The sequence below is a fragment of the Arabiibacter massiliensis genome, assembly GCF_902386925.1.
GTDB classification, from domain to species: Bacteria; Actinomycetota; Coriobacteriia; order Coriobacteriales; family Eggerthellaceae; genus Arabiibacter; species Arabiibacter massiliensis.
In genome coordinates this window covers 841,175-858,806 of the sequence record NZ_LR698996.1, presented here as the reverse complement: position 1 = coordinate 858,806, position 17,632 = coordinate 841,175, and the positions used below count along the sequence as shown (strand labels likewise).

The following is a 17,632-nucleotide window of genomic DNA, read 5'->3' as shown; positions in this document are numbered from 1 at the left end:
GCAGAATGAAAATACTTCGAGAAAGGAAGTATTGATGGCGAAGCGCGTAGTCCCCGGAGCGGAGTTCGAGGGGGCGTACTGGGAGTTCCTCGATGCGGCGAAGGACGCGTTCGCGGCCGGCTGGTGGCAGAACGCGCTCATGGACTGCTCGAAGAACGAGATGCTCGCGCTCGTGCACGTGTACCGCGCGGGCGAGACATCCATGTCGCGCCTGGCCGAGTACGTGGGCGTCCCGCTCAACACGGCCACGGGCATCGTGAACCGCCTGGAGAAGCGCGGACTCGTGCAGCGCTGGCGCAGCGAGCAGGACAAGCGCGTCATGGTGGTGCGCATCACCGAGCAGGGGAGCGCGCAGGTTGCCTCCGTGCTGGAGGCCGTGGGCTCGACGCTGGGGCGCGTCTTCGAGGGACTCGACGACGAGGAGCGCCGCGTTCTGCTCAAGGTGGTCGGCCGGCTGCCCGCGCTGCTCGCGCAGGAGGCGGGCGAACGCGAGGGCGCGGCGCACGGCAAGGGCGGCATGAAGCGCATCGCCATCGAGTGAGGCGCGGGAATGCGAAGGATGCGGCCGGCGGGCCGCTCTTTTCGGACTAATACTTCGACTGATGAATAATTCGCAACCAGAAGGAAGGACGAGGGTATGGCGCTCATACGGGTGTTCACAGGGAAAGGCGGCGTCGGCAAGACGAGCGTCGCGGCGGCGAGCGCGCTCAAGCTCGCGGTCGAGGGCCAGCGTACGCTTCTGGCCAGCACCGATGCGGCGCACAGCGTGGGCGACGTGCTGGATATGCGCATCGGCCCCGACGTGGTGAACGTGGCGGAGAACCTCGACGCCGTGGAGCTCGATGCCGACCGCATCATGGAGGAGGGCTACGGCGCGCTCGTGACGTCGGCTCTTTCAATGGCGTCCAGCATGGGCGGGGGCGACGACGGGGACCTTCCCGCGATGCCGGGCATGGACGGCCTGTTCGCCCTGCTCAAGCTCATCGACTTCGCCGAGGGCGGCGCCTACGACTTCATCGTGGTTGACTGCGCGCCCACCGGCGAGACGCTCTCGCTGCTCAAGTTCCCCGAGCTGTTCGGCTGGTATCTGGAGAAATGGCTACCGGTGGGAAAGGTGGCCCTGCGCGTGCTCTCGCCTCTGTCGAAGAAGCTGCTCAAGGTGGAGCTGCCCGACAGGCGCGCGATGTCCGACATCGAACGCCTCTACGCGCGGCTCATCGAGCTGCAGCAGCTGCTGAAGGATCCGGAGCGCACGTCGGTGCGCATCGTGGCGCTGCCCGAGAAGATGGTGGTGGAGGAGACGAAGCGCAACTTCCTCTACCTGAACCTGTTCGGCTACCGGGTGGACGGCCTGGTGGTGAACCGCGTGCTGCCGCCCGAGGCGCGCGGCGGCTTCTTCGCCGAATGGGCCGACGTGCAGGCGCGGTGCATGGCCGAGCTCTCGCAGGTGTTCGCCGGCCTGCCGCGCGCGCAGGTTCCCTGGTACGGCACCGACATCTGCGGGATGGAGGGCGTGAGGCGACTCGCGGCCGAGCTGCCCGACGACGCCGTGTTCGCCGCCGCGCCGCCTGTGGAGCACGAGCGCTACGAGAGGACGGACGCGGGCTGGGCGCTTCTGCTGGCGCTGCCGCTCGCCGACAAGCGTGCGATGGAGCTCTACCAGGCCGGTAGCGACCTGGTGGTGCGCGTGGGTGCCATGACGCGCTGCATCCCGCTGCCGAACGCGCTGGCCGGCTTCGACGTAGCCGCCGCCAAGCTGGACGACGGCGTGCTGCGGGTTGAGTTCGCGAAAGGAGTAGATGATGAACGCTGAGTTCGTAGGGAAGATGCTAAAGGCCAAGCGCCTCGAGGCCGAGGCTGTGGCTGCGCTCGTGCCGCCGGAGGCGCGCCGCGCGGCGGCATGCGCGGTGCGGGCGCTCTCCGAGGCGGCCCTGGACGTGCTCGAGTCACCCGGCGGACGGCCCCGGGACGCAGGGCGGGGCTGTGTTGCGCGCCCCATTGACATCGGCTAGAAGGGGAGAGGCGAAACATGAGGATCATCCTGTATACCGGAAAGGGCGGCGCGGGCAAGACCTGCGTGGCTGCCGCGACGGCGCTGCGCCTGGCCGAGACGGGTCGGCGCGTGCTCGTGGCCAGCACCGACGTGGCCCACAGCCTGGGCGACGCGTTCGACTGCCCCCTTGGAAGCGAGCCCGCTTCCATCGCGCCCAACCTGGACGCGCTCGAGATCGACCCCGTCGTGGCCGGCCGCGCCGCCTGGGGCCAGCTGCAGGGCTACCTGCGCGCGGTCATGACGAGCCACGCGGACGGCGCGGAGGCGGGCATCGAGGCCGAGGAGCTGTTCATGTTCCCCGGCCTGGAGGAGCTGCTCTCGCTGGGCGCGCTGCTCGACATCGACGACGCGGGCGCCTACGACGTTCTGGTGGTGGACTGCGCGCCCACCGGCGAGACGCTCTCGCTGCTCAAGTACCCCGAGCGCTTCGGCGACTTCATCGAGCGGGCGCTGCCCCTGAAGCGCAAGGCGCTCAAGGTGGGCGGGCCGCTCATCGAGCGCGTGATGAAGATGCCCATGCCCGACGACTCCCTGTTCGACGAGCTGTCCGCGCTGGTGAGTCGCTTGGAGCGCCTGCGCGAGCTGCTCACCGACACGAGTCGCGTGAGCCTACGCGTGGTCACCACGGCCGAACGCATCGTGGTGAAGGAGGCGAAGCGGGCGTTCGCGTGGCTCGGCCTGTACGGCTACCACGTGGACGCCGTGGTGGTGAACCGGCTGTATCCGGAGGATGCGCTCGCGGGCTACTTCGACGGCTGGACGGAGCTGCAGCGCACGTCGCTCGAGGAGATAGAGCGCTCATTTTCGGGCACGGCGGTGCTGCGCCTCATGCTGCGCCACGGCGAGCTGCGCGGCGTGGACGGCCTGCGCGCGGCGGCGCGCGAGCTCTTCGGCGACGGGGACCCGGCGGCCCTGCTGACGCCCGTCGAGGCGGCGGGCGCGCGCGAGGGTGGCTGCGAGCTGGTCGTGCCCGCGCCGTTCTTCGACAAGCGCGACCTCGACCTCGTGCAGGACGGCGACGCCCTCGTGGTGTCGCTCGCCAACCAGCGCCGCCGCATCCCGCTGCCCGCCCACCTGCGCGGCTGCGCCGTCGTCGGCGCCCGCCACGAGGACGGCCTGCTGGTCGTGCGGTTCGAGGAGGCATGATACTATCTTTCTATGCCGTCGCGAGGCATCACGATAGACGGGAAGCGAGGCGCATCGCGAGCGAAAACGACATCATCGACCCTGTTTCTCCCGGCGAGCTTCTCAAAGAGGAGTTCTTGGAGCCGTTGGGCATCTCGCAGTGTCGCTTGGCGAAGGAGATCGGGGTGCCGGCCCAGCGCATCGGCCAGATCGTGCTGAACCGCCGTGCCGTCACCGCCGACACCGACCTGCGCCTCTGCCGCTTCTTCGGTCTGTCCGACGGCTATTGGCTCCGAGCCCAAGCTGCCTACGACACCGAGATGGCGCGTCGCAAGCTGGGCCCCGAGCTACGGAAGATCCGGCCCTGGAACGCCGCAACCTGCGCCGAGTTCGACCGGTGGGATGGACGCGATCGAAAGAAACCACCCTCAAGGCATTGCGGGAAGCGGGGAGGGGGCGTGCTCGCAAATGATGGACGAGGAGATGCGCGCAATGCATCGGAGCCGGTGTGAACAGCGTGCTCATAGGCATGGCCGTGGTTTACATTCACGCCCAATACGGATGCAAGTGCGATCTCATGATGATACTCAGTGCACCTGATTCACGATTTTTTGAGCAGAAATTGCGATAAAAAGAGCGATAATTCATATGTGCTTGAGGGCGGCAGTGTATTTGCGCTGGTCAAGGGAATGAGGGGGATGACCATTCCTTGTGCCAACTCGGTTTTTGAGCGGGGAAGAGGGCTCGAAGCGTCCTATAACGAATTTTTTGCTCAAAAATCGTCGAATCTCATACACTCTTCTGGCGAAACGCGGTTTAAGAAATCGAAGCTGCTTCCGAGAGCGAAATTCAACAGCTTCGAATGATGAATTTCGGTCATCACCTGTCACGAAGCCCTGAAAACATCTGCCCTCAAGACGACGCGCATGCGCATCGCGCCATGCCTTGTGACTTCGGTCGACCTGCGGCGAGCAACCTGCCCACGTGCTTTTCGTGAATCGCCACAGCGGTGTCGTTGACACAAAGTAAGATGCTGGCCTATAGTAGAAAACATCAAGCGCCCGAACGGTATGCATTGTACCTGCCTCGGGCGTTTTGCATTGTATCGGTTCTTGAAGCGAGTATCGACGGGGCACGATCCGGAGAATCTTCTCGACAGAGCGAAGGCCTTTTCATGAGCACCTATCCCTCCAAGGACATTGAACGCGCGGCGCGGGTCGGCGAGCCCGAGGCGCCGCGGGCGCTCGTGCGGGCGGTCGCGTCCCAGAGCCCGGCTGACGATGCGGGGTTCGAGCCCGGCTGCTACGTGACCAGCGTGGACGGACGTCCGGTGCGCGACCTCATCGACTGGCGGTGGCTCGCGTCCGACGATGTGATCGAACTCGGCTACATCGACCTCGACGGCGACGCGGGAGTGGTGGAGCTCGAGCGCGAGCCCGGCGAGGACTGGGGTTTCGAGTTCGAGGGCGTGGTGTTCGACGGCGTGAAGCAGTGCCGCAACGCCTGCACGTTCTGCTTCATGCGGCAGCTGCCCGATGATATGCGGCCCTCGCTCACGCTGCGCGACGACGACTTCCGCCTGAGCTTCCTCGCGGGCACGTTCGTCACGTTCACGAACCTCACGGCCGCCGATGAGGCGCGCATCCTGGAGCAGCGCATCTCGCCCCTGCGCGTGTCGCTGCATGCCTCGAACCCCGAGGTGCGCCGCCGCATCATCGGCCGCCACGCACAGCACGGCCTGGACGCGCTCGACCGGCTGCTGGCCGCGGGCATCGAGTTCCACGCGCAGATCGTGCTCATGCCCGACGAGAACGACGGCGACGCTCTGGTCGAGACGCTGGCCTGGGCTTACGCGCGCCCAGGCATCCTGGACGTGTGCATCGTGCCGCTGGGGTTCACGAAGCACCAGACGCGCTTCACGCGCAGCTTCAACGACCCGGCTGCCGCGCGCGCCGCCATGGAGCGCATCGTGCCCTTCCAGGAGCGCGCGCTCGCCGAGCGGGGGACGATGTGGGCCTTCGCGGCCGATGAGTTCTACCACAACGCGTATGGCCCTGCGCTCTTGGAGAACCTGCCGCCGGCCGCGCAGTACGGCGACTTCGCCATGTTCGAGGACGGCGTGGGCATCATCCGCTCGTTCGTCGACGATTGGCGCGAGGCCGAGCGCGCGGGACTGTCGGAGCAGGCCGCCGCCGCGCTGCGCGACGCGGGCCTACGCGTGCGCTTCGTGGCCGGCTGCGCCACGCGCCACTTCCTCGGGCCGCTGGTGGAGGAAAGCCCGCTCGCGGGCCTGTTCGAGCCGCTGTACGTGAAGAACGAGTTCTTCGGCGGCAACGTGGACGTGACCGGCCTCCTCTGCGGCTGCGACATCGCGGCGGCGGTGAGGGCCTGTCATCCTGAGCGGAGCGGCATAGCCGCGGAGTCGAAGGATCCCGCGCGGTGCCAACAGGAAGATCCGGGGCTGTCGCCGCACGGGATCCTTCGACTCGCTTCGCTCGCTCAGGATGACAAGAGGCGAGCCTCCGCCCAGGATGACAAGAGGCGAGCCTCCGCTCAGGATGACAACGAGGGAGCCCAGACGTCGCGCGCACGCTCTCTTTACCTCCTTCCGCGCGTCATGTTCAACGACGATATGGTGACGCTCGATGACATGACTTTGGAGGATATGGAAAACGCGGCCGGGGCGCGCATGTCCGTGGTATCCTGTAACGCGTCCGATTTCCTGCGGGAGATCGTCGATCTGGCCGCGCGCGAACGCACGGCGGCCCCTGACCGAACCAACCTGTGAGGAAGCATCATGCCTTTGCCCCTAGTGGCGGTGGTGGGACGGCCGAACGTCGGCAAATCCACCTTCGTCAACCGCATAGTCCAGGCCGACGAGGCCATCGTCCACGAGATGCGCGGCGTCACACGCGACCGCTCTTACCATGAGGCCGACTGGAACGGCGTCGAGTTCAAGCTCGTCGACACCGGCGGCATCGAGATGGGCGACGACGACGCCTTCCAAGGCTCCATCCGCGCGCAGGCCATCGCCGGCGCGAACGAGGCCGACGTCGTCATCTTCCTCGTGGACGGCAAGACCGGCATCAACGCCGACGACGAGGCCGTCGCGCGCATCTTGCGCAAGACGAACAAGCCGGTGTTCCTCGTCGTGAACAAGATGGACACGCCGAACCGCGAAGACGAGCTGTGGGAGTTCTACCAGCTGGGCCTGGGGGATCCGTGGCCCGTCTCGTCGATGCACGGCCACGGCACGGGAGATTTGCTCGATGCGGTCGTCGAGGAGCTCAAGCGCGCGGAGCTGCCCGGCGGGGAGGACGACGAGCCCGGCATCAACGTGGCCATCATCGGTCGCCCGAACGCCGGCAAGTCCTCGCTCACGAACAAGATGACGGCAAACGAGCGCTCCATCGTCTCCGACGTGGCCGGCACCACGCGCGACGCCATCGACACGCACGTGGAACACGACGGCCGCCGCTACACCATCGTCGACACCGCCGGTTTGCGCCGCAAGAGCCAGATCGACGAGGACGTGGAGTACTACGGCTTCGTGCGCGCCATGCGCGCCATCGACCGCGCCGACGTGGCGCTCTTGGTCATCGACTCCACGCTCGGCCTCACCGACCAGGACCAGCGCGTGGCCGGGTTCGCCGCCGAGCGCGGGTGCGCCATGGTCATCGTGCTGAACAAGTGGGACCTCGTGGAGGGACCCGAGGCCAAGGCCGAGATCCGCGAGCGCATCGCCGACCGCCTCACGTTCGTGGGCTACGCGCCGGTCATCGCCATCTCGGCGCTCACCGGCAAGAAGGTGGACCGCATCTGGGACGCCATCGACCTCGCCTATGAGAACTTCAGCCAGACCATCCCCACCAACCAGCTCAACACCTGGCTCGGCACCATCCGCGAGGGCGGCCACACGGTGAGCAGCGGCAAGGCGGTGCTGCGCATGAAGTACGTGACGCAGACGGCCACGCGCCCGCCGCGCTTCACGTTCTTCGTGAACCGGCCCGACCTCGTGAACGACAACTACGAGCGGTTCCTCGAGAACCGGCTGCGCGAGGGCTTCGACCTCGTGGGCACGCCGATCACGTTGAAGTTCAAGAAGAAGGACTAAGGGGCGAAATGCAGGATCTGCTGGTTGCGGCCGCGCTGTTCGTCGCGGCGTTCCTTCTGGGGTCGATCCCCTGGGGGCTTGTCATCTCGAAGGTGTTCTACCACACCGACCTGCGCGAGCACGGCTCGGGCAACATCGGCACCACCAACGCCATCCGCACCATGGGCAAGGTGGGCGGCTACGCCGTGTTCGTGCTCGACTTCGGCAAGGGCCTGCTGTCGGGCTTCCTCGCGTGGGCGTTCGCCTGGAACTTCCTGCCGGGGGGCGGCCTCGTGCCCGGCGCGCTCGTGAGCTACGACACCATGCTGGCCGTGGCGTTCCTCGGCTGCGTGTGGGGCCACATCTTCTGCCCGTGGCTCGGCTTCAAGGGCGGCAAGGGCATCGCCGTGGCCGTGGGCTGCCTGTTCGTGACGTTCGGCTGGGTGGGCGCGTGCCTGGAGCTGGCCATCTTCATCGTGCTGGTGCTGGTCACCCGCCATGTATCGGTGGGGTCGATCGCGGCGGCCGTGGCATGCCCGTTCTTCTCGCTGTACTACTTCTGGGGCGACTGGATCGCCTTCGCCATGTGCACGCTGGCGGGCCTCACCGTGGTGTGGGCGCATCGCGGCAACATCAAGCGTCTGCGCGAGGGCACCGAGAGCCGCGTGGGCGACAAGAAGAAATCGCAGGAGGGCTGACGTGAAGGTTGCCGTGATAGGGGCGGGGTCGTGGGGCACCGCCCTTGCGCAGGTTTTGGCGGGCAACGGGTGCAACGTGGGGCTGTGGGCCCGCAAGCCCGAAGTGGTGAACGCCATCAACGCCGAGCATCGCAACCCGCGCTATCTGAGCGACGTCGAGCTGTCTGAGAACATCGTGGCCACGCTCTCGTACAAAGACGCGCTTTTGCGCGCGAAGGCCGCCGTCATCGTCACGCCGTCGAACCTTATGCGCGGCGTGGCCCGCGCGCTCGCCGACGTGGTGGACTCGGAGTTCCCCGTCATCATCTGCTCGAAGGGCGTCGAGGAGGGCAGCGGTCTATTGCCCGTGGAGGTGTTCGAGGCCGAGATGGGCAACGCGGCGCGGCTCGCGGTGCTCTCGGGCCCGAACTTCGCCTCCGAGGTGATCCGGTGCATCCCGACGGGCACCGTGGTGGCGAGCCCCGACGCGGGCACGGCGACGTTCTTCCAGGAGCTGTTCGCGAGCGACACCTTCCGCACGTATGCGAGCGACGACGTCATCGGCGTGGAGCTGTGCGCCGCGTTCAAGAACGTCATCGCCATCGCGGTGGGCGTGTCCTACGGCATCGGGTTCGGCGACAACACGGCCGCCATGCTCATGACGCGCGGCATCGCCGAGATGAGCCGGCTCGTGGTGCGCTGCGGCGGGCAGGCCATCACGTGCATGGGGCTCGCGGGTACGGGCGACCTCGTGGCCACGTGCACCTCCGAGCACTCGCGCAACCGCCGCTTCGGCAAGCTCGTGGCCGAGGGGGGCACGCTCGAGGAGTTCACCGAGCGCACGCACATGGTGGTGGAGGGCGCGCTCGCGTGCAAGACGCTCGAGACGCTGGCCGATGCCTACGAGGTGGAGCTGCCCATCACCGATGTCGTGCGCAGCGTGGTATGGGAGGGTGCCGACCCCCGCGAGGTGGCCAAGACCCTCACGAGCCGCCCCTTGACGACGGAGTTCTACGGCCTGTAGCCCGAGCGGAGGCGGCGAAGCCAGCCCCTTTGCCATCCTGAGCGGAGGCGGCGAAGCCGGCCCCTTTGTCATCCTGAGCGGAGGCGGCGAAGCCGCCGGAGTCGAAGGATCCCGTGCGGCGCCAGCAGGAAGCGTCACGGTTGGCACCGCACGGGATCCTTCGACTCGCTCCGCTCGCTCAGGATGACAGGCAGGGCGCTTTGCTCGCTCGGGATGACAAGCAGCGCAATCCACGGCGTGGCAACAAGGCGTTGACCGGGGGTTCACCGAAGGCGCGGGCGTGTTGCGCCGATGGGCGGGCACGGGTATCTTAGTCTTCGCCAAGCGGAAGCGCGGCATTGACAACCTATCCGAGTGCCCGTCGTCTCGTCTCTCGTGTGAACCCCCCTCTCTCTCACTCTCTCAAAACCTCCGACGGGCCATGAGCATGCGCACCTTCCCCTTCTCCTCAGTGCGCACTGCACGAGCGCCTCCGGGACCCCCCCCATCCCGGAGGCGCTCCTTTTTTGCGGGGGAGCTCCCTTACGCATCCTCTCCCTCGATCAGGACGCCCTCGTCGGCGTACGCCGCCGCGTCCACTCCGAGCTTCGCGAGCCGCACCGCGCCCGTCCAGCGCCGGGCGACCGGAGCCACGAGCCCCGGCTTGTACGCGAGCATGGTCACCGTGAGATCGGCGGCGAAGCAGGGCCGGGCCGCGACGCCGGTCTGGGCCGACAGCCCGCTCGGCACGTCCACGGCCACGGCGAAGGGCGCGTCCTTCGCGCGCTCGGGCAGCGCGCGGCGCATCCCGCGCACGTGGTCGCCCCGGTCGTTCACGCGTCGGCGGTGCCTTCCGCGGCCCTTCCCGCGCGACCCCTCGAAGCGGCGGCGGTTGGCGGCCTCGATCCACGAGGAGAGAGGCTCGCGCACCTCGCTGCCGTTGAACCCCGTGCCCAGAAGCGCGTCCACGACGGCCTCCGCCCCGTCCACGGCCTCGGCGAGCACGTCGGCGTCGGGCGCCACGAGCACGCTCAGGGGCAGCTTGCGCGCCGAGGCGTCGGCGAACGCGTCGAGCGCGGCCGAGCGCGCCGGCTCGGCCTTGATGCGCTCGGCCAGATCGGGCGTCACGAGCTTCACGGGGTAGCCCGCCTCGGCGAGCGCGTGCGCGCACACCCAGCCGTCGCCGCCGTTGTTGCCCGCGCCGGCGAGCACCACCACGGGCGCGGGGTCGGGCACGTGCGTGCGCACCGCGTCGGCCGTCGCTGCGCCGGCGCGCTCCATGAGGTCGTAGAGCGGCGTGCCCGCCTCGGCGATGCGCCGCTCGATGGCGGCCACCTCGGCCACATCGTACACGCGCCGCCGGTCGCGCTCGAGCTCGACGCCCTTCACGGTCATCACGCGCGTGTTGGACAGAAGCCCGTTGAGCATGACGAACGGCCGCTTCGCCATCGCGGCCCGCACGGCGCGCACGACGAGGGTGACGGCCCACGCGGCCATGACCGCGACCCAGACCCAGAAGAGGGCCTGCTGGTTCTGGGCGGCGAAGGCCGCGACCGCGTTCATCTCGCCGGACCTCGACGAGTCGAGGCCCATCAGGCCGCTCAAGACGGCGAAGGGCCCCCAGATCATCAGGTACAGCAGGCCGTAGCGCGCAAGGTACTGGTACCAGCGGGCCGGCGACGCGTCCGAGCGCACGATGCGCAGGTGCAGAAGCTTCTGCCCGAGCGTCTGCCCGCGGGTGAGCGCGGGCACGATGACGAAGAACGTCCCTAAGACGAGCAGGTCGAGCCCGTACGCCGCGACGTTCCAAACGCCCTCCTGCGCCACCAGCTTGTCGGCGATCCCCGATCCGGCCACGCCGAACACCAGCAGGCATGAGACGGCGAACACGCAGATGACGTCGATGAGGAACGACACCCCGCGCTGCGTGACGCTCGCGCGCACGCCGGCCTCGCGCGCCTCCTCGTTCACGAGGCGGATGTCGGGCAGCACGCGCATCGCGGGCCCCACCATCCAGAAGCCCACCATGGCGCCGAGCGCGTTCATGATGAGGTCGTCCACGTCGAACAGCCGATACGGATGCGCGTAGACGCCCCACAGGCCCGTGAGCTGCGTGAGCTCGAAGGACAGCGTGACCAGAAGGCCGATCGCGAGCGTCTGCCACCACCTGCGCCGGAAGTAGTAGCGCAAATACATGCCCAGCGGCACGAGCAGCAGCACGTTGAACAGGGCCTCGTAGACGTAGGGATCGCGCAGCGTGGCCAGCCAGGTGGAGGGGTCGCCGATGGAGAACGTCGTCTCGGCCAAAAACTCGCGCAGGAAGTTGAACGGCACGAGCTGGGGCGTCTGGGCGTAGGGCACCACGGCCATGCGGTCCTCGGGCAGGGGCAGCAGCACGAGGAAGTACGCGCACAGAAGGTAGAACACGAACGAGTACACGATGAGCGTGCGCAGCCACGGCACCGAGCCGAACTTACGGAACTGGTAGATGAGGTAGGGCAGCGTGATGACGAAGGCGATCAGCGGGAAGGAGACGGCGGCGAAGACGATGTTGGACACGTAGACGTTCATGGCGGGGGGCGGGGCCTTTCGGATCGGGACGGACGGGGTGCGGGGATGCGGGCGTCGATCAGCCGGCGTCGCCCGCGACGGCGCGCCGCTCGAGGTCGAGCAAAAACGCCTTGATCTTGGTGCCGCTCGCGTAGCCGACGAGCGAGCCGTTCGCGCCGACGACGCGGTGGCAGGGCACCACGATGGGCAGCGGGTTTCTGTTGTTGGCGCCGCCCACGGCCCGGCAGGCGCGGGGGCTGCCGATGGCTGCGGCGATGTCGCTGTAGGAGCGCGTCTCGCCGTAGGGGATGTCGGCGAGCGCCGCCCACACCTTCTTCTGGAACTCGGTGCCCGCCGGCGCGAGCGGCAGGTCGAAGGCGCGGCGCTTGCCGGCCAGGTACTCCTGCAGCTGGTTGGCGGCGCGGTTCGTGAGCTCGGTGGCGTGCCGCTCGCCGGGAAGCTCCTCCTCGCCGAAGGCGATGGCCGTGATGGCGGCGCCGTCCGAGGCGATGGTGAGCCGGCCGAGCGGAGTCTGGTAGACGAAGTGCGTAGGGCAGGGGGCGTGCATGCGGGCACCTTCTTCCAGTCGGGTCGGGTTCATTATAGCAGTGCCGCCCGCCGCTCCGATGGATGCGGGCCTCTCCGCCGCCCCCGCAATCAAATCTCGACAAACGCAGTTCGAGCCCGCGCGCCCGCGGATCGACGTTTCGGCCGCCGCGCTCCTCGCTGCACGAAAAACCGGGCCGGCAGACACGAAAAACCTCGACGTGAAAGGCCTGGAGGCGGAAAAGGGCGCGCGTCGGTTCCCCGGAGCGGAGGCCCCTCGGCGTTACCCCAGGTCGCGAGAATCAGAAGCCCGCGCAGCTCGTCGGAATTCTTTCACGTCGAGGTTTTTTGCGCGGAGATGACCCGATTCGCGTGCAGCGAGATGGTGGCGGTTGTGCAGCGAATTCGACCGTTTCAACACGAAAACGTCCCTCGTGCGAACGTCCCCGTAGAGCGGGATTTTCGTGACCTGGGAAAACGCCCATCCTTCTTTGCGTCTAAGGGAGCGAATGGCCTCTCAGGGATCCGTCGCTTTCGCATGAGGGAGCTTTTTGCGTCGGAGGCTAAATCTCGGGTAGCGTCGAGATGGGGAATGATAGCGCCCCAGAGTGTCGTTTTCCTATGCCGCCCGCCTGCGCTCCTGTGCGCGCAGGCGGGCCTCTGCGTTAGAATGGGACGAAAACAACGGGAGGAGCGCAGGAAATGTTCGAACCGGTGAAGATCGCGCCGTCCATCTTGTCAGCCGACTTCATGGACCTGGGGCGCGACATCGCGCTCATCGAGCGCGCGGGCGCGGGATACGTGCACGTCGATGTGATGGACGGGCACTTCGTGCCGAACCTCACCATGGGCGTGCCGGTGGTGAAGCAGCTCAAGCGCGCCACGTCGCTGCCGCTCGACGTGCACCTCATGATATCCAACCCGCTCGAGCAGCTGCCCTGGTTCCTCGACGCGGGAGCCGATTCCGTCACCGTGCATGCCGAGGCGCTCGACGCCGACGGGCTCGCGCGCGCCGTGGAGGCCATCCACGCGGCCGGGGCCAAGGCCGCCGTCAGCGTGAAGCCCCGCACGTCGGTCGGCGCGCTCGCGCCGGTGCTCGCGGACCTCGACATGGTGCTCGTCATGAGCGTGGAGCCCGGCTTCTCGGGCCAGAGCTACATCGAGGGCAGCGAGGGCAAGGTGGCGCGCATCGCGGAGATGGCCCGCGCCTTGGGTGCCGCGCCCCTCATCCAGGTGGACGGGGGCATCGGCGTGTCCACGGCGCCGCTCGTGGCGGCCGCGGGGGCCGACGTGCTGGTGTGCGGCAACGCCGTGTTCGCCGCCGACGACCCGGCCGCTGCGCTCGCAGCCGTGGCCACCGCAGCCGACGAGGCGCGCCTGGCGGCCCTGGCCGCATCCGCTGGGGAGGCGCGCTAGATGGCCTTCGACCCGGAAACCTACGTCTACCTCGATTACGCCGCCACCGCGCCCTTGTGCGAGGAGGCCGCGGCCGCCATGGCGCCCTACCAGGTTCCCGGCCGCGCGAACCTGTCCGTGGGCGGCAACGCCAACTCGCTGCACGGCCCCGGCCGCGCGGCCTTCGAGGCGCTCGAGGCGGCGCGCCGCTCGCTCGCGCGCGACCTGGGCGCGAGCCGCCCCTCCGAGATCGTGCTCACCTCCGGTGCCACCGAAGCCGACGACGCGGCCGTGCTCGGCATCGCCCGGGCCGCCGCGGCCGAGCGACGCCGCCGGGGCGCGGGGGCCGGCTTCGTCCCGCATTTCGTCACCACCGCCGTGGAGCACGACGCGGTGCTCGCGCCCGCCAAGCGCCTGGAGGCCGAGGGCTTCCGCGTCACGCGCCTCGCGCCGAACCGCCAGGGCTTCGTGGAGCCCGCCGCGCTCGAGGCCGCGCTCGACGCCGATACGGTGCTCGTGTCGGTGCAGGCCGCGAACTCCGAGGTGGGCAGCATCCAGCCCATTGCCGAGCTCGCCCGCGCGGCGCACGCCGCCGGCGCCCTCTTCCATACCGACGCCGTGCAGGCGCTCGGCAAGGCCCCGCTCGATCTGGGCGCGCTCGGCGTGGACGCCGCGTCGCTCTCGGCCCACAAGGTGGGCGGCCCCAAGGGCATGGGCGCGCTCTACCTCAAGGCGCGCACGCCCTTCGAGCCCCAGGCGGTGGGCGGCGGCCAGGAGGACGGCCGGCGCAGCGGCACGCAGAACGTGGCCGGAGCCGTCGGGTTCGCCGCCGCCGCGCACGCGGTCACGGGCATGCTCGACGAAGAGGCCCCTCGCCTGCGCGCGCTTCGCGACGCGCTCTACGCGCGGCTCGCGGCCCTCCCGGGCGTCGAGGCCACCGTGCGCGTCGATCCCGGCAGCGCCGGCTTCCTGCCCAACATCGTGCATGTGCTCGGCGACGGCCTGGAGAGCGAGACGCTCATCCTGCGCCTCGACATGCAGGGCTTCGGCGTGTCGGGGGGCTCGGCCTGCTCGTCGCACTCCCTCGAGCCGAGCCATGTGCTGCGCGCCCTCGGCATCGACGCCGACCGCGCGCACGGCGCCCTGCGCGTCTCGATGGGACGCTACACGACGCGCGAGGACGTCGACGCCTTCGCCGAGGCGCTCGAGGCGAGCCTCGCCTGGAACCGATAGGAGCCCGCACGCCATGGAACTGGTCACCACCCACACGCACACCTGCTTCACGAACCACGGCGAGGGCACGGTTGAAGAGCTCGTCTCCGCCGCCGCGGCCGCCGGCATAACCACCATCGCCGTGACGGAGCACTATCCCCTCACCGACGCGTTCGACGCGCGCCACTACCTGGCCATGGACGCGGGCCGGACGGGGGAGTACCTGGCCGCCATCGAGGCCGCGCGCGCGGCGCACCCCGAGATCGAGGTCATCGCGGGCTGCGAGCTGGACTGGCTCGGCGACGACGAGGACCGCGACCTGAGCCCTGAGGACTTCGAGCCGTTCGGCCTGGTGCTGGGCTCGGTGCACTTCGTCGACCGCTGGCCCTTCGACGATCCCGCGCAGCGCGGCCGCTGGGACGAGGTGGGCGCCGACGCCATCTGGCGGCGCTACTTCGAGGTATGGTGCGAGGCCGCGGCCTCCGACGGCCCGTTCCAGGTGATGTCGCACCCCGACCTCGCCAAGAAGTTCAATTTCTATCCCAGCTTCGACCCCCGTCCCCTCTACGAGGAGGCGGCCGAGGCGGTCGCGTCGGCCGGTCGCATGGTGGAGGTGAACACGTCGGGCTCCTATTACGCCTGCAAGGAGATGTTCCCCGCGCCGGCGCTCCTGGAGGCCTTCTGCCGCGCGGGCGTGCCGTGCACGGTGGGCACCGACGCGCACAAGCCCGAGCATGTGGCGCGCGATATCGAGGAGGGCTACCGCCTGATGGCGCGAGCGGGTTATCGAACGGTAACGGTGCCGACAGCCGATGGCGGGCGCCGCGAGATTATCATCGACCTGTAGGTTCCGACGGCTTGCATGCCGCGGGATGAGGGCCGAAGCCGAAAGGACTGATGAGCATGGTTGCAGCGAAGAAGGAGCAGAAGGGCGCGCAGGGCGAGCGGGGCCTCGCGCAGCGCGCGTCGGGCACGTTGGCAAAGCCGACGACGGCGATCACCACGGGCGCGCTCGAGCGGGCGCTGCTCGCGGAGTTCCCCGCGGCCGATGCCGAGGCGTGGGACCGCACGGGCATGGCGGTGGGCGACCCGGCGCGCCTCGTCGAGGGCGTGGCGGTGGCGCTCGACCCCACGGTGGCCGCCATCGACGCCGCGGCCGACGCGGGAGCGAACGTGCTCATCACGCACCACCCGGCGTTCCTCGCGCCGCCCGACTCGTTCAGGCCGGCCTCGTCCGCGGCGGCGAACCCCGGCGCGGGCGTGTGGCGCGCCATCGAGCGCGGCGTGTCCCTCATGGCCTTCCATACCTCCCTCGACGTGAGCGCCCGCGCCCAGCGGGTGCTGCCCGGCATGCTGAGCCTCGTCTTCGAGCGCGTGCTCTCGCCCCTGCCCGGCTCGAGCGAGAAGGGCTACGGCCAGGTGTGCTCCCTCGGCGAGGACGACGGCCTCACGCTCGGCCAGCTGGCGGCGCGCTGCACGTCGGTGTTCGCGCGCGCCCCGCGCGTGTGGGGCGACTTCGCGCGCGACCTCGACCGCGTGGTCACGTGCACGGGTTCGGCGGGCGATTTGGGCCGCAGGTGCCTGGACGTCCAGGCGGACTGCCTCGTGTGCGGCGAGATCAAGTACCACGAGGCGCTGGAGCTTTCGCAGGCGGGCCTCGCGGTGATCGACCTCGGCCACGACACGAGCGAGCTGCCCCTCGTGAGCGTGCTCGCGAGCGCCGTGGAGGCCGTGGGCGTTCCCGCCGATTATGTGAGGGCGCTCGCCGAGCGGGATACCTGGACCTACCCGGAGACGGTGCGGGTATAATGGGGACAGCGCCGCACGCACGGCGCTCCGACGCGAACAAAGGACTTGCATGCGCATAGACACCGACGACCTCGCCACGCTGCTCCAGATGCAGCACATCGATCTCGAGGTGCTGCGCGCCCGGAAGAAGCTCGAAGCGCTTCCGCAGCGCAAGGCCATCCTCGACGCCCGCTCCAAGAAGAAGGCGGTCGGGCAGAAACGCGACCAGCTGGACGCGCTGCGCGCCGAGGCCGAGCGCAAGCTCTCGGTCATCGGCGACGAGGACGCGGCGCTCGCCGACAAGCAGCGGCGCGCGCAGGAGGAGATAGACGCGGCGCGCGGCGACTACCGCGGAGTGGAGGCGCGCACCAAGGAGCTCAACGGCTTCGCGAAGCGCCGCAACACGCTGGAGGCCGAGCTTACGGCCGTGGGCGAGGAGCTGTCGAAGATCGAGGGCGTGATCGCCCAGGTGGGCCAGATGCTCTCCGGGCTCGACGCCGAGGAGCAGAAGGCCACCGAATCGTTCGTGAAGGAGGGCGGCGCGCTCAAGGACTCGATCGCGCGCGCCGAGGCCGAGCGCGCGATGCTGTCCTCGTCGCTTCCCAAGGAGCTCCTCGACGCCTACGAGAAGACGGCCGCCCGCACCGGCGGCGTCGCGGTGGGCCGCCTGCAGGGCGAGAGCTGCGGCGTGTGCCGCATGGCCATCGAGGGCGGCCGCCTCATCGACATGCGCCGCGCCGGCAACCTGGCCCCCTGCCCCCACTGCGGCCGCCTGCTGATCCTGGAGTAGGTTCCGGGGTCGTCTCATTCCGACAGGTGCGCTTTGCCATTGAAAGCGCAGCTTGACTCGCTTCGTAGGGCAAGGGCTCTGCCCTTGCCGCCAACCCGCGACATCTTACTTGTTGAACGCAAAAGTTCTGCCTGGTCGTTTCTCATGGGTTGATCCGTAGGGAAGATGCGCAAGCGCCCGATTGATCAGAGCGAATGAGACGATTACCCCGCTCCTTTGTCTCACTAGCCGCCATGCGCAAAGCTACCCTCATCCGCGAGGGCGACCTGAAGCCGGAGGACTGGCGGTCCGAACACGCGCTGCCCGCAACGCCTTTGCGTGCACGGAAAATCCGATTTCGTGGCAGTTTTTGACGGAAATCCGCCGTCGGATCGCCCCGGAAGTGACGCGCCGCGCAGGC

At 68.7% G+C, this 17,632-nt stretch carries 16 protein-coding genes; 14 read left to right on the top strand and 2 right to left on the bottom strand.

Features of this window, described 5'->3' with window-relative positions:
• Positions 1-34: 34 nt before the first annotated feature.
• From FX134_RS03680 to FX134_RS03640, 9 genes are all read left to right on the top strand, one after another.
• On the top strand, positions 35-541 hold the full coding sequence (locus FX134_RS03680; protein WP_080797748.1) for a MarR family winged helix-turn-helix transcriptional regulator: 507 nt from the start codon (positions 35-37) through the stop codon (positions 539-541).
• 96 nt (positions 542-637) lie between these two features.
• The gene (locus FX134_RS03675; RefSeq protein WP_080797745.1) at positions 638-1,813 is read left to right on the top strand and encodes an ArsA family ATPase; all 1,176 of its coding nucleotides are present in this window, start codon (positions 638-640) and stop codon (positions 1,811-1,813) included.
• Positions 1,803-2,012 carry a hypothetical protein gene (locus FX134_RS03670; protein WP_080797742.1) on the top strand — a complete coding sequence of 70 codons (210 nt, stop codon included), beginning with the start codon at positions 1,803-1,805 and terminating at the stop codon, positions 2,010-2,012. The genes FX134_RS03675 and FX134_RS03670 overlap by 11 nt, the downstream gene beginning before the upstream one ends.
• A gap of 17 nt (positions 2,013-2,029) precedes the next feature.
• Complete coding sequence (locus tag FX134_RS03665) at positions 2,030-3,199, top strand: ArsA family ATPase (protein ID WP_080797739.1); 1,170 nt, start codon at positions 2,030-2,032, stop codon at positions 3,197-3,199.
• On the top strand, positions 3,196-3,690 hold the full coding sequence (locus FX134_RS03660; RefSeq protein WP_080797736.1) for a HigA family addiction module antitoxin: 495 nt from the start codon (positions 3,196-3,198) through the stop codon (positions 3,688-3,690). Before FX134_RS03665 ends, FX134_RS03660 begins: the two co-directional genes overlap by 4 nt.
• A gap of 662 nt (positions 3,691-4,352) precedes the next feature.
• Positions 4,353-5,966, top strand: a complete 1,614-nt coding sequence (locus FX134_RS03655) for a DUF512 domain-containing protein (RefSeq protein ID WP_080797733.1) — start codon at positions 4,353-4,355, stop codon at positions 5,964-5,966.
• Between the two features lie 9 nt (positions 5,967-5,975).
• The gene (gene der / locus FX134_RS03650) at positions 5,976-7,292 is read left to right on the top strand and encodes a ribosome biogenesis GTPase Der (RefSeq protein ID WP_080797729.1); all 1,317 of its coding nucleotides are present in this window, start codon (positions 5,976-5,978) and stop codon (positions 7,290-7,292) included.
• 8 nt (positions 7,293-7,300) lie between these two features.
• Positions 7,301-7,969 carry a glycerol-3-phosphate 1-O-acyltransferase PlsY gene (gene plsY, locus FX134_RS03645; RefSeq protein ID WP_080797726.1) on the top strand — a complete coding sequence of 223 codons (669 nt, stop codon included), beginning with the start codon at positions 7,301-7,303 and terminating at the stop codon, positions 7,967-7,969.
• Position 7,970: 1 nt separating this feature from the next.
• Positions 7,971-8,972 carry an NAD(P)H-dependent glycerol-3-phosphate dehydrogenase gene (locus FX134_RS03640; protein ID WP_080797723.1) on the top strand — a complete coding sequence of 334 codons (1,002 nt, stop codon included), beginning with the start codon at positions 7,971-7,973 and terminating at the stop codon, positions 8,970-8,972.
• A gap of 522 nt (positions 8,973-9,494) precedes the next feature.
• Here FX134_RS03640 and FX134_RS03635 read toward each other — a convergent pair.
• Positions 9,495-11,522: an NAD(P)H-hydrate epimerase gene (locus FX134_RS03635; protein ID WP_080797719.1), complete on the bottom strand. Its 2,028-nt coding sequence runs from the start codon at positions 11,520-11,522 to the stop codon at positions 9,495-9,497.
• Between the two features lie 58 nt (positions 11,523-11,580).
• A complete protein-coding gene (locus tag FX134_RS03630) occupies positions 11,581-12,069 on the bottom strand; it encodes a methylated-DNA--[protein]-cysteine S-methyltransferase (RefSeq protein ID WP_080797717.1) in 489 nt (162 codons plus the stop codon).
• A 680-nt stretch (positions 12,070-12,749) separates the two neighbouring features.
• Here FX134_RS03630 and rpe point away from each other — a divergent pair.
• Genes rpe through FX134_RS03605 form a run of 5 tightly spaced genes read left to right on the top strand, consistent with a single transcriptional unit; the run spans position 12,750 to position 17,232 of the window.
• Positions 12,750-13,463: a ribulose-phosphate 3-epimerase gene (rpe, locus tag FX134_RS03625; RefSeq protein ID WP_080797714.1), complete on the top strand. Its 714-nt coding sequence runs from the start codon at positions 12,750-12,752 to the stop codon at positions 13,461-13,463.
• Complete coding sequence (locus FX134_RS03620; RefSeq protein WP_080797711.1) at positions 13,464-14,675, top strand: cysteine desulfurase family protein; 1,212 nt, start codon at positions 13,464-13,466, stop codon at positions 14,673-14,675.
• Between the two features lie 13 nt (positions 14,676-14,688).
• A complete protein-coding gene (locus tag FX134_RS03615) occupies positions 14,689-15,501 on the top strand; it encodes a histidinol-phosphatase HisJ family protein (RefSeq protein ID WP_080797709.1) in 813 nt (270 codons plus the stop codon).
• Positions 15,502-15,557: 56 nt separating this feature from the next.
• The gene (locus FX134_RS03610; RefSeq protein WP_080797706.1) at positions 15,558-16,463 is read left to right on the top strand and encodes a Nif3-like dinuclear metal center hexameric protein; all 906 of its coding nucleotides are present in this window, start codon (positions 15,558-15,560) and stop codon (positions 16,461-16,463) included.
• Positions 16,464-16,512: 49 nt separating this feature from the next.
• Positions 16,513-17,232: a zinc ribbon domain-containing protein gene (locus FX134_RS03605; RefSeq protein ID WP_080797704.1), complete on the top strand. Its 720-nt coding sequence runs from the start codon at positions 16,513-16,515 to the stop codon at positions 17,230-17,232.
• Positions 17,233-17,632: the final 400 nt, after the last annotated feature.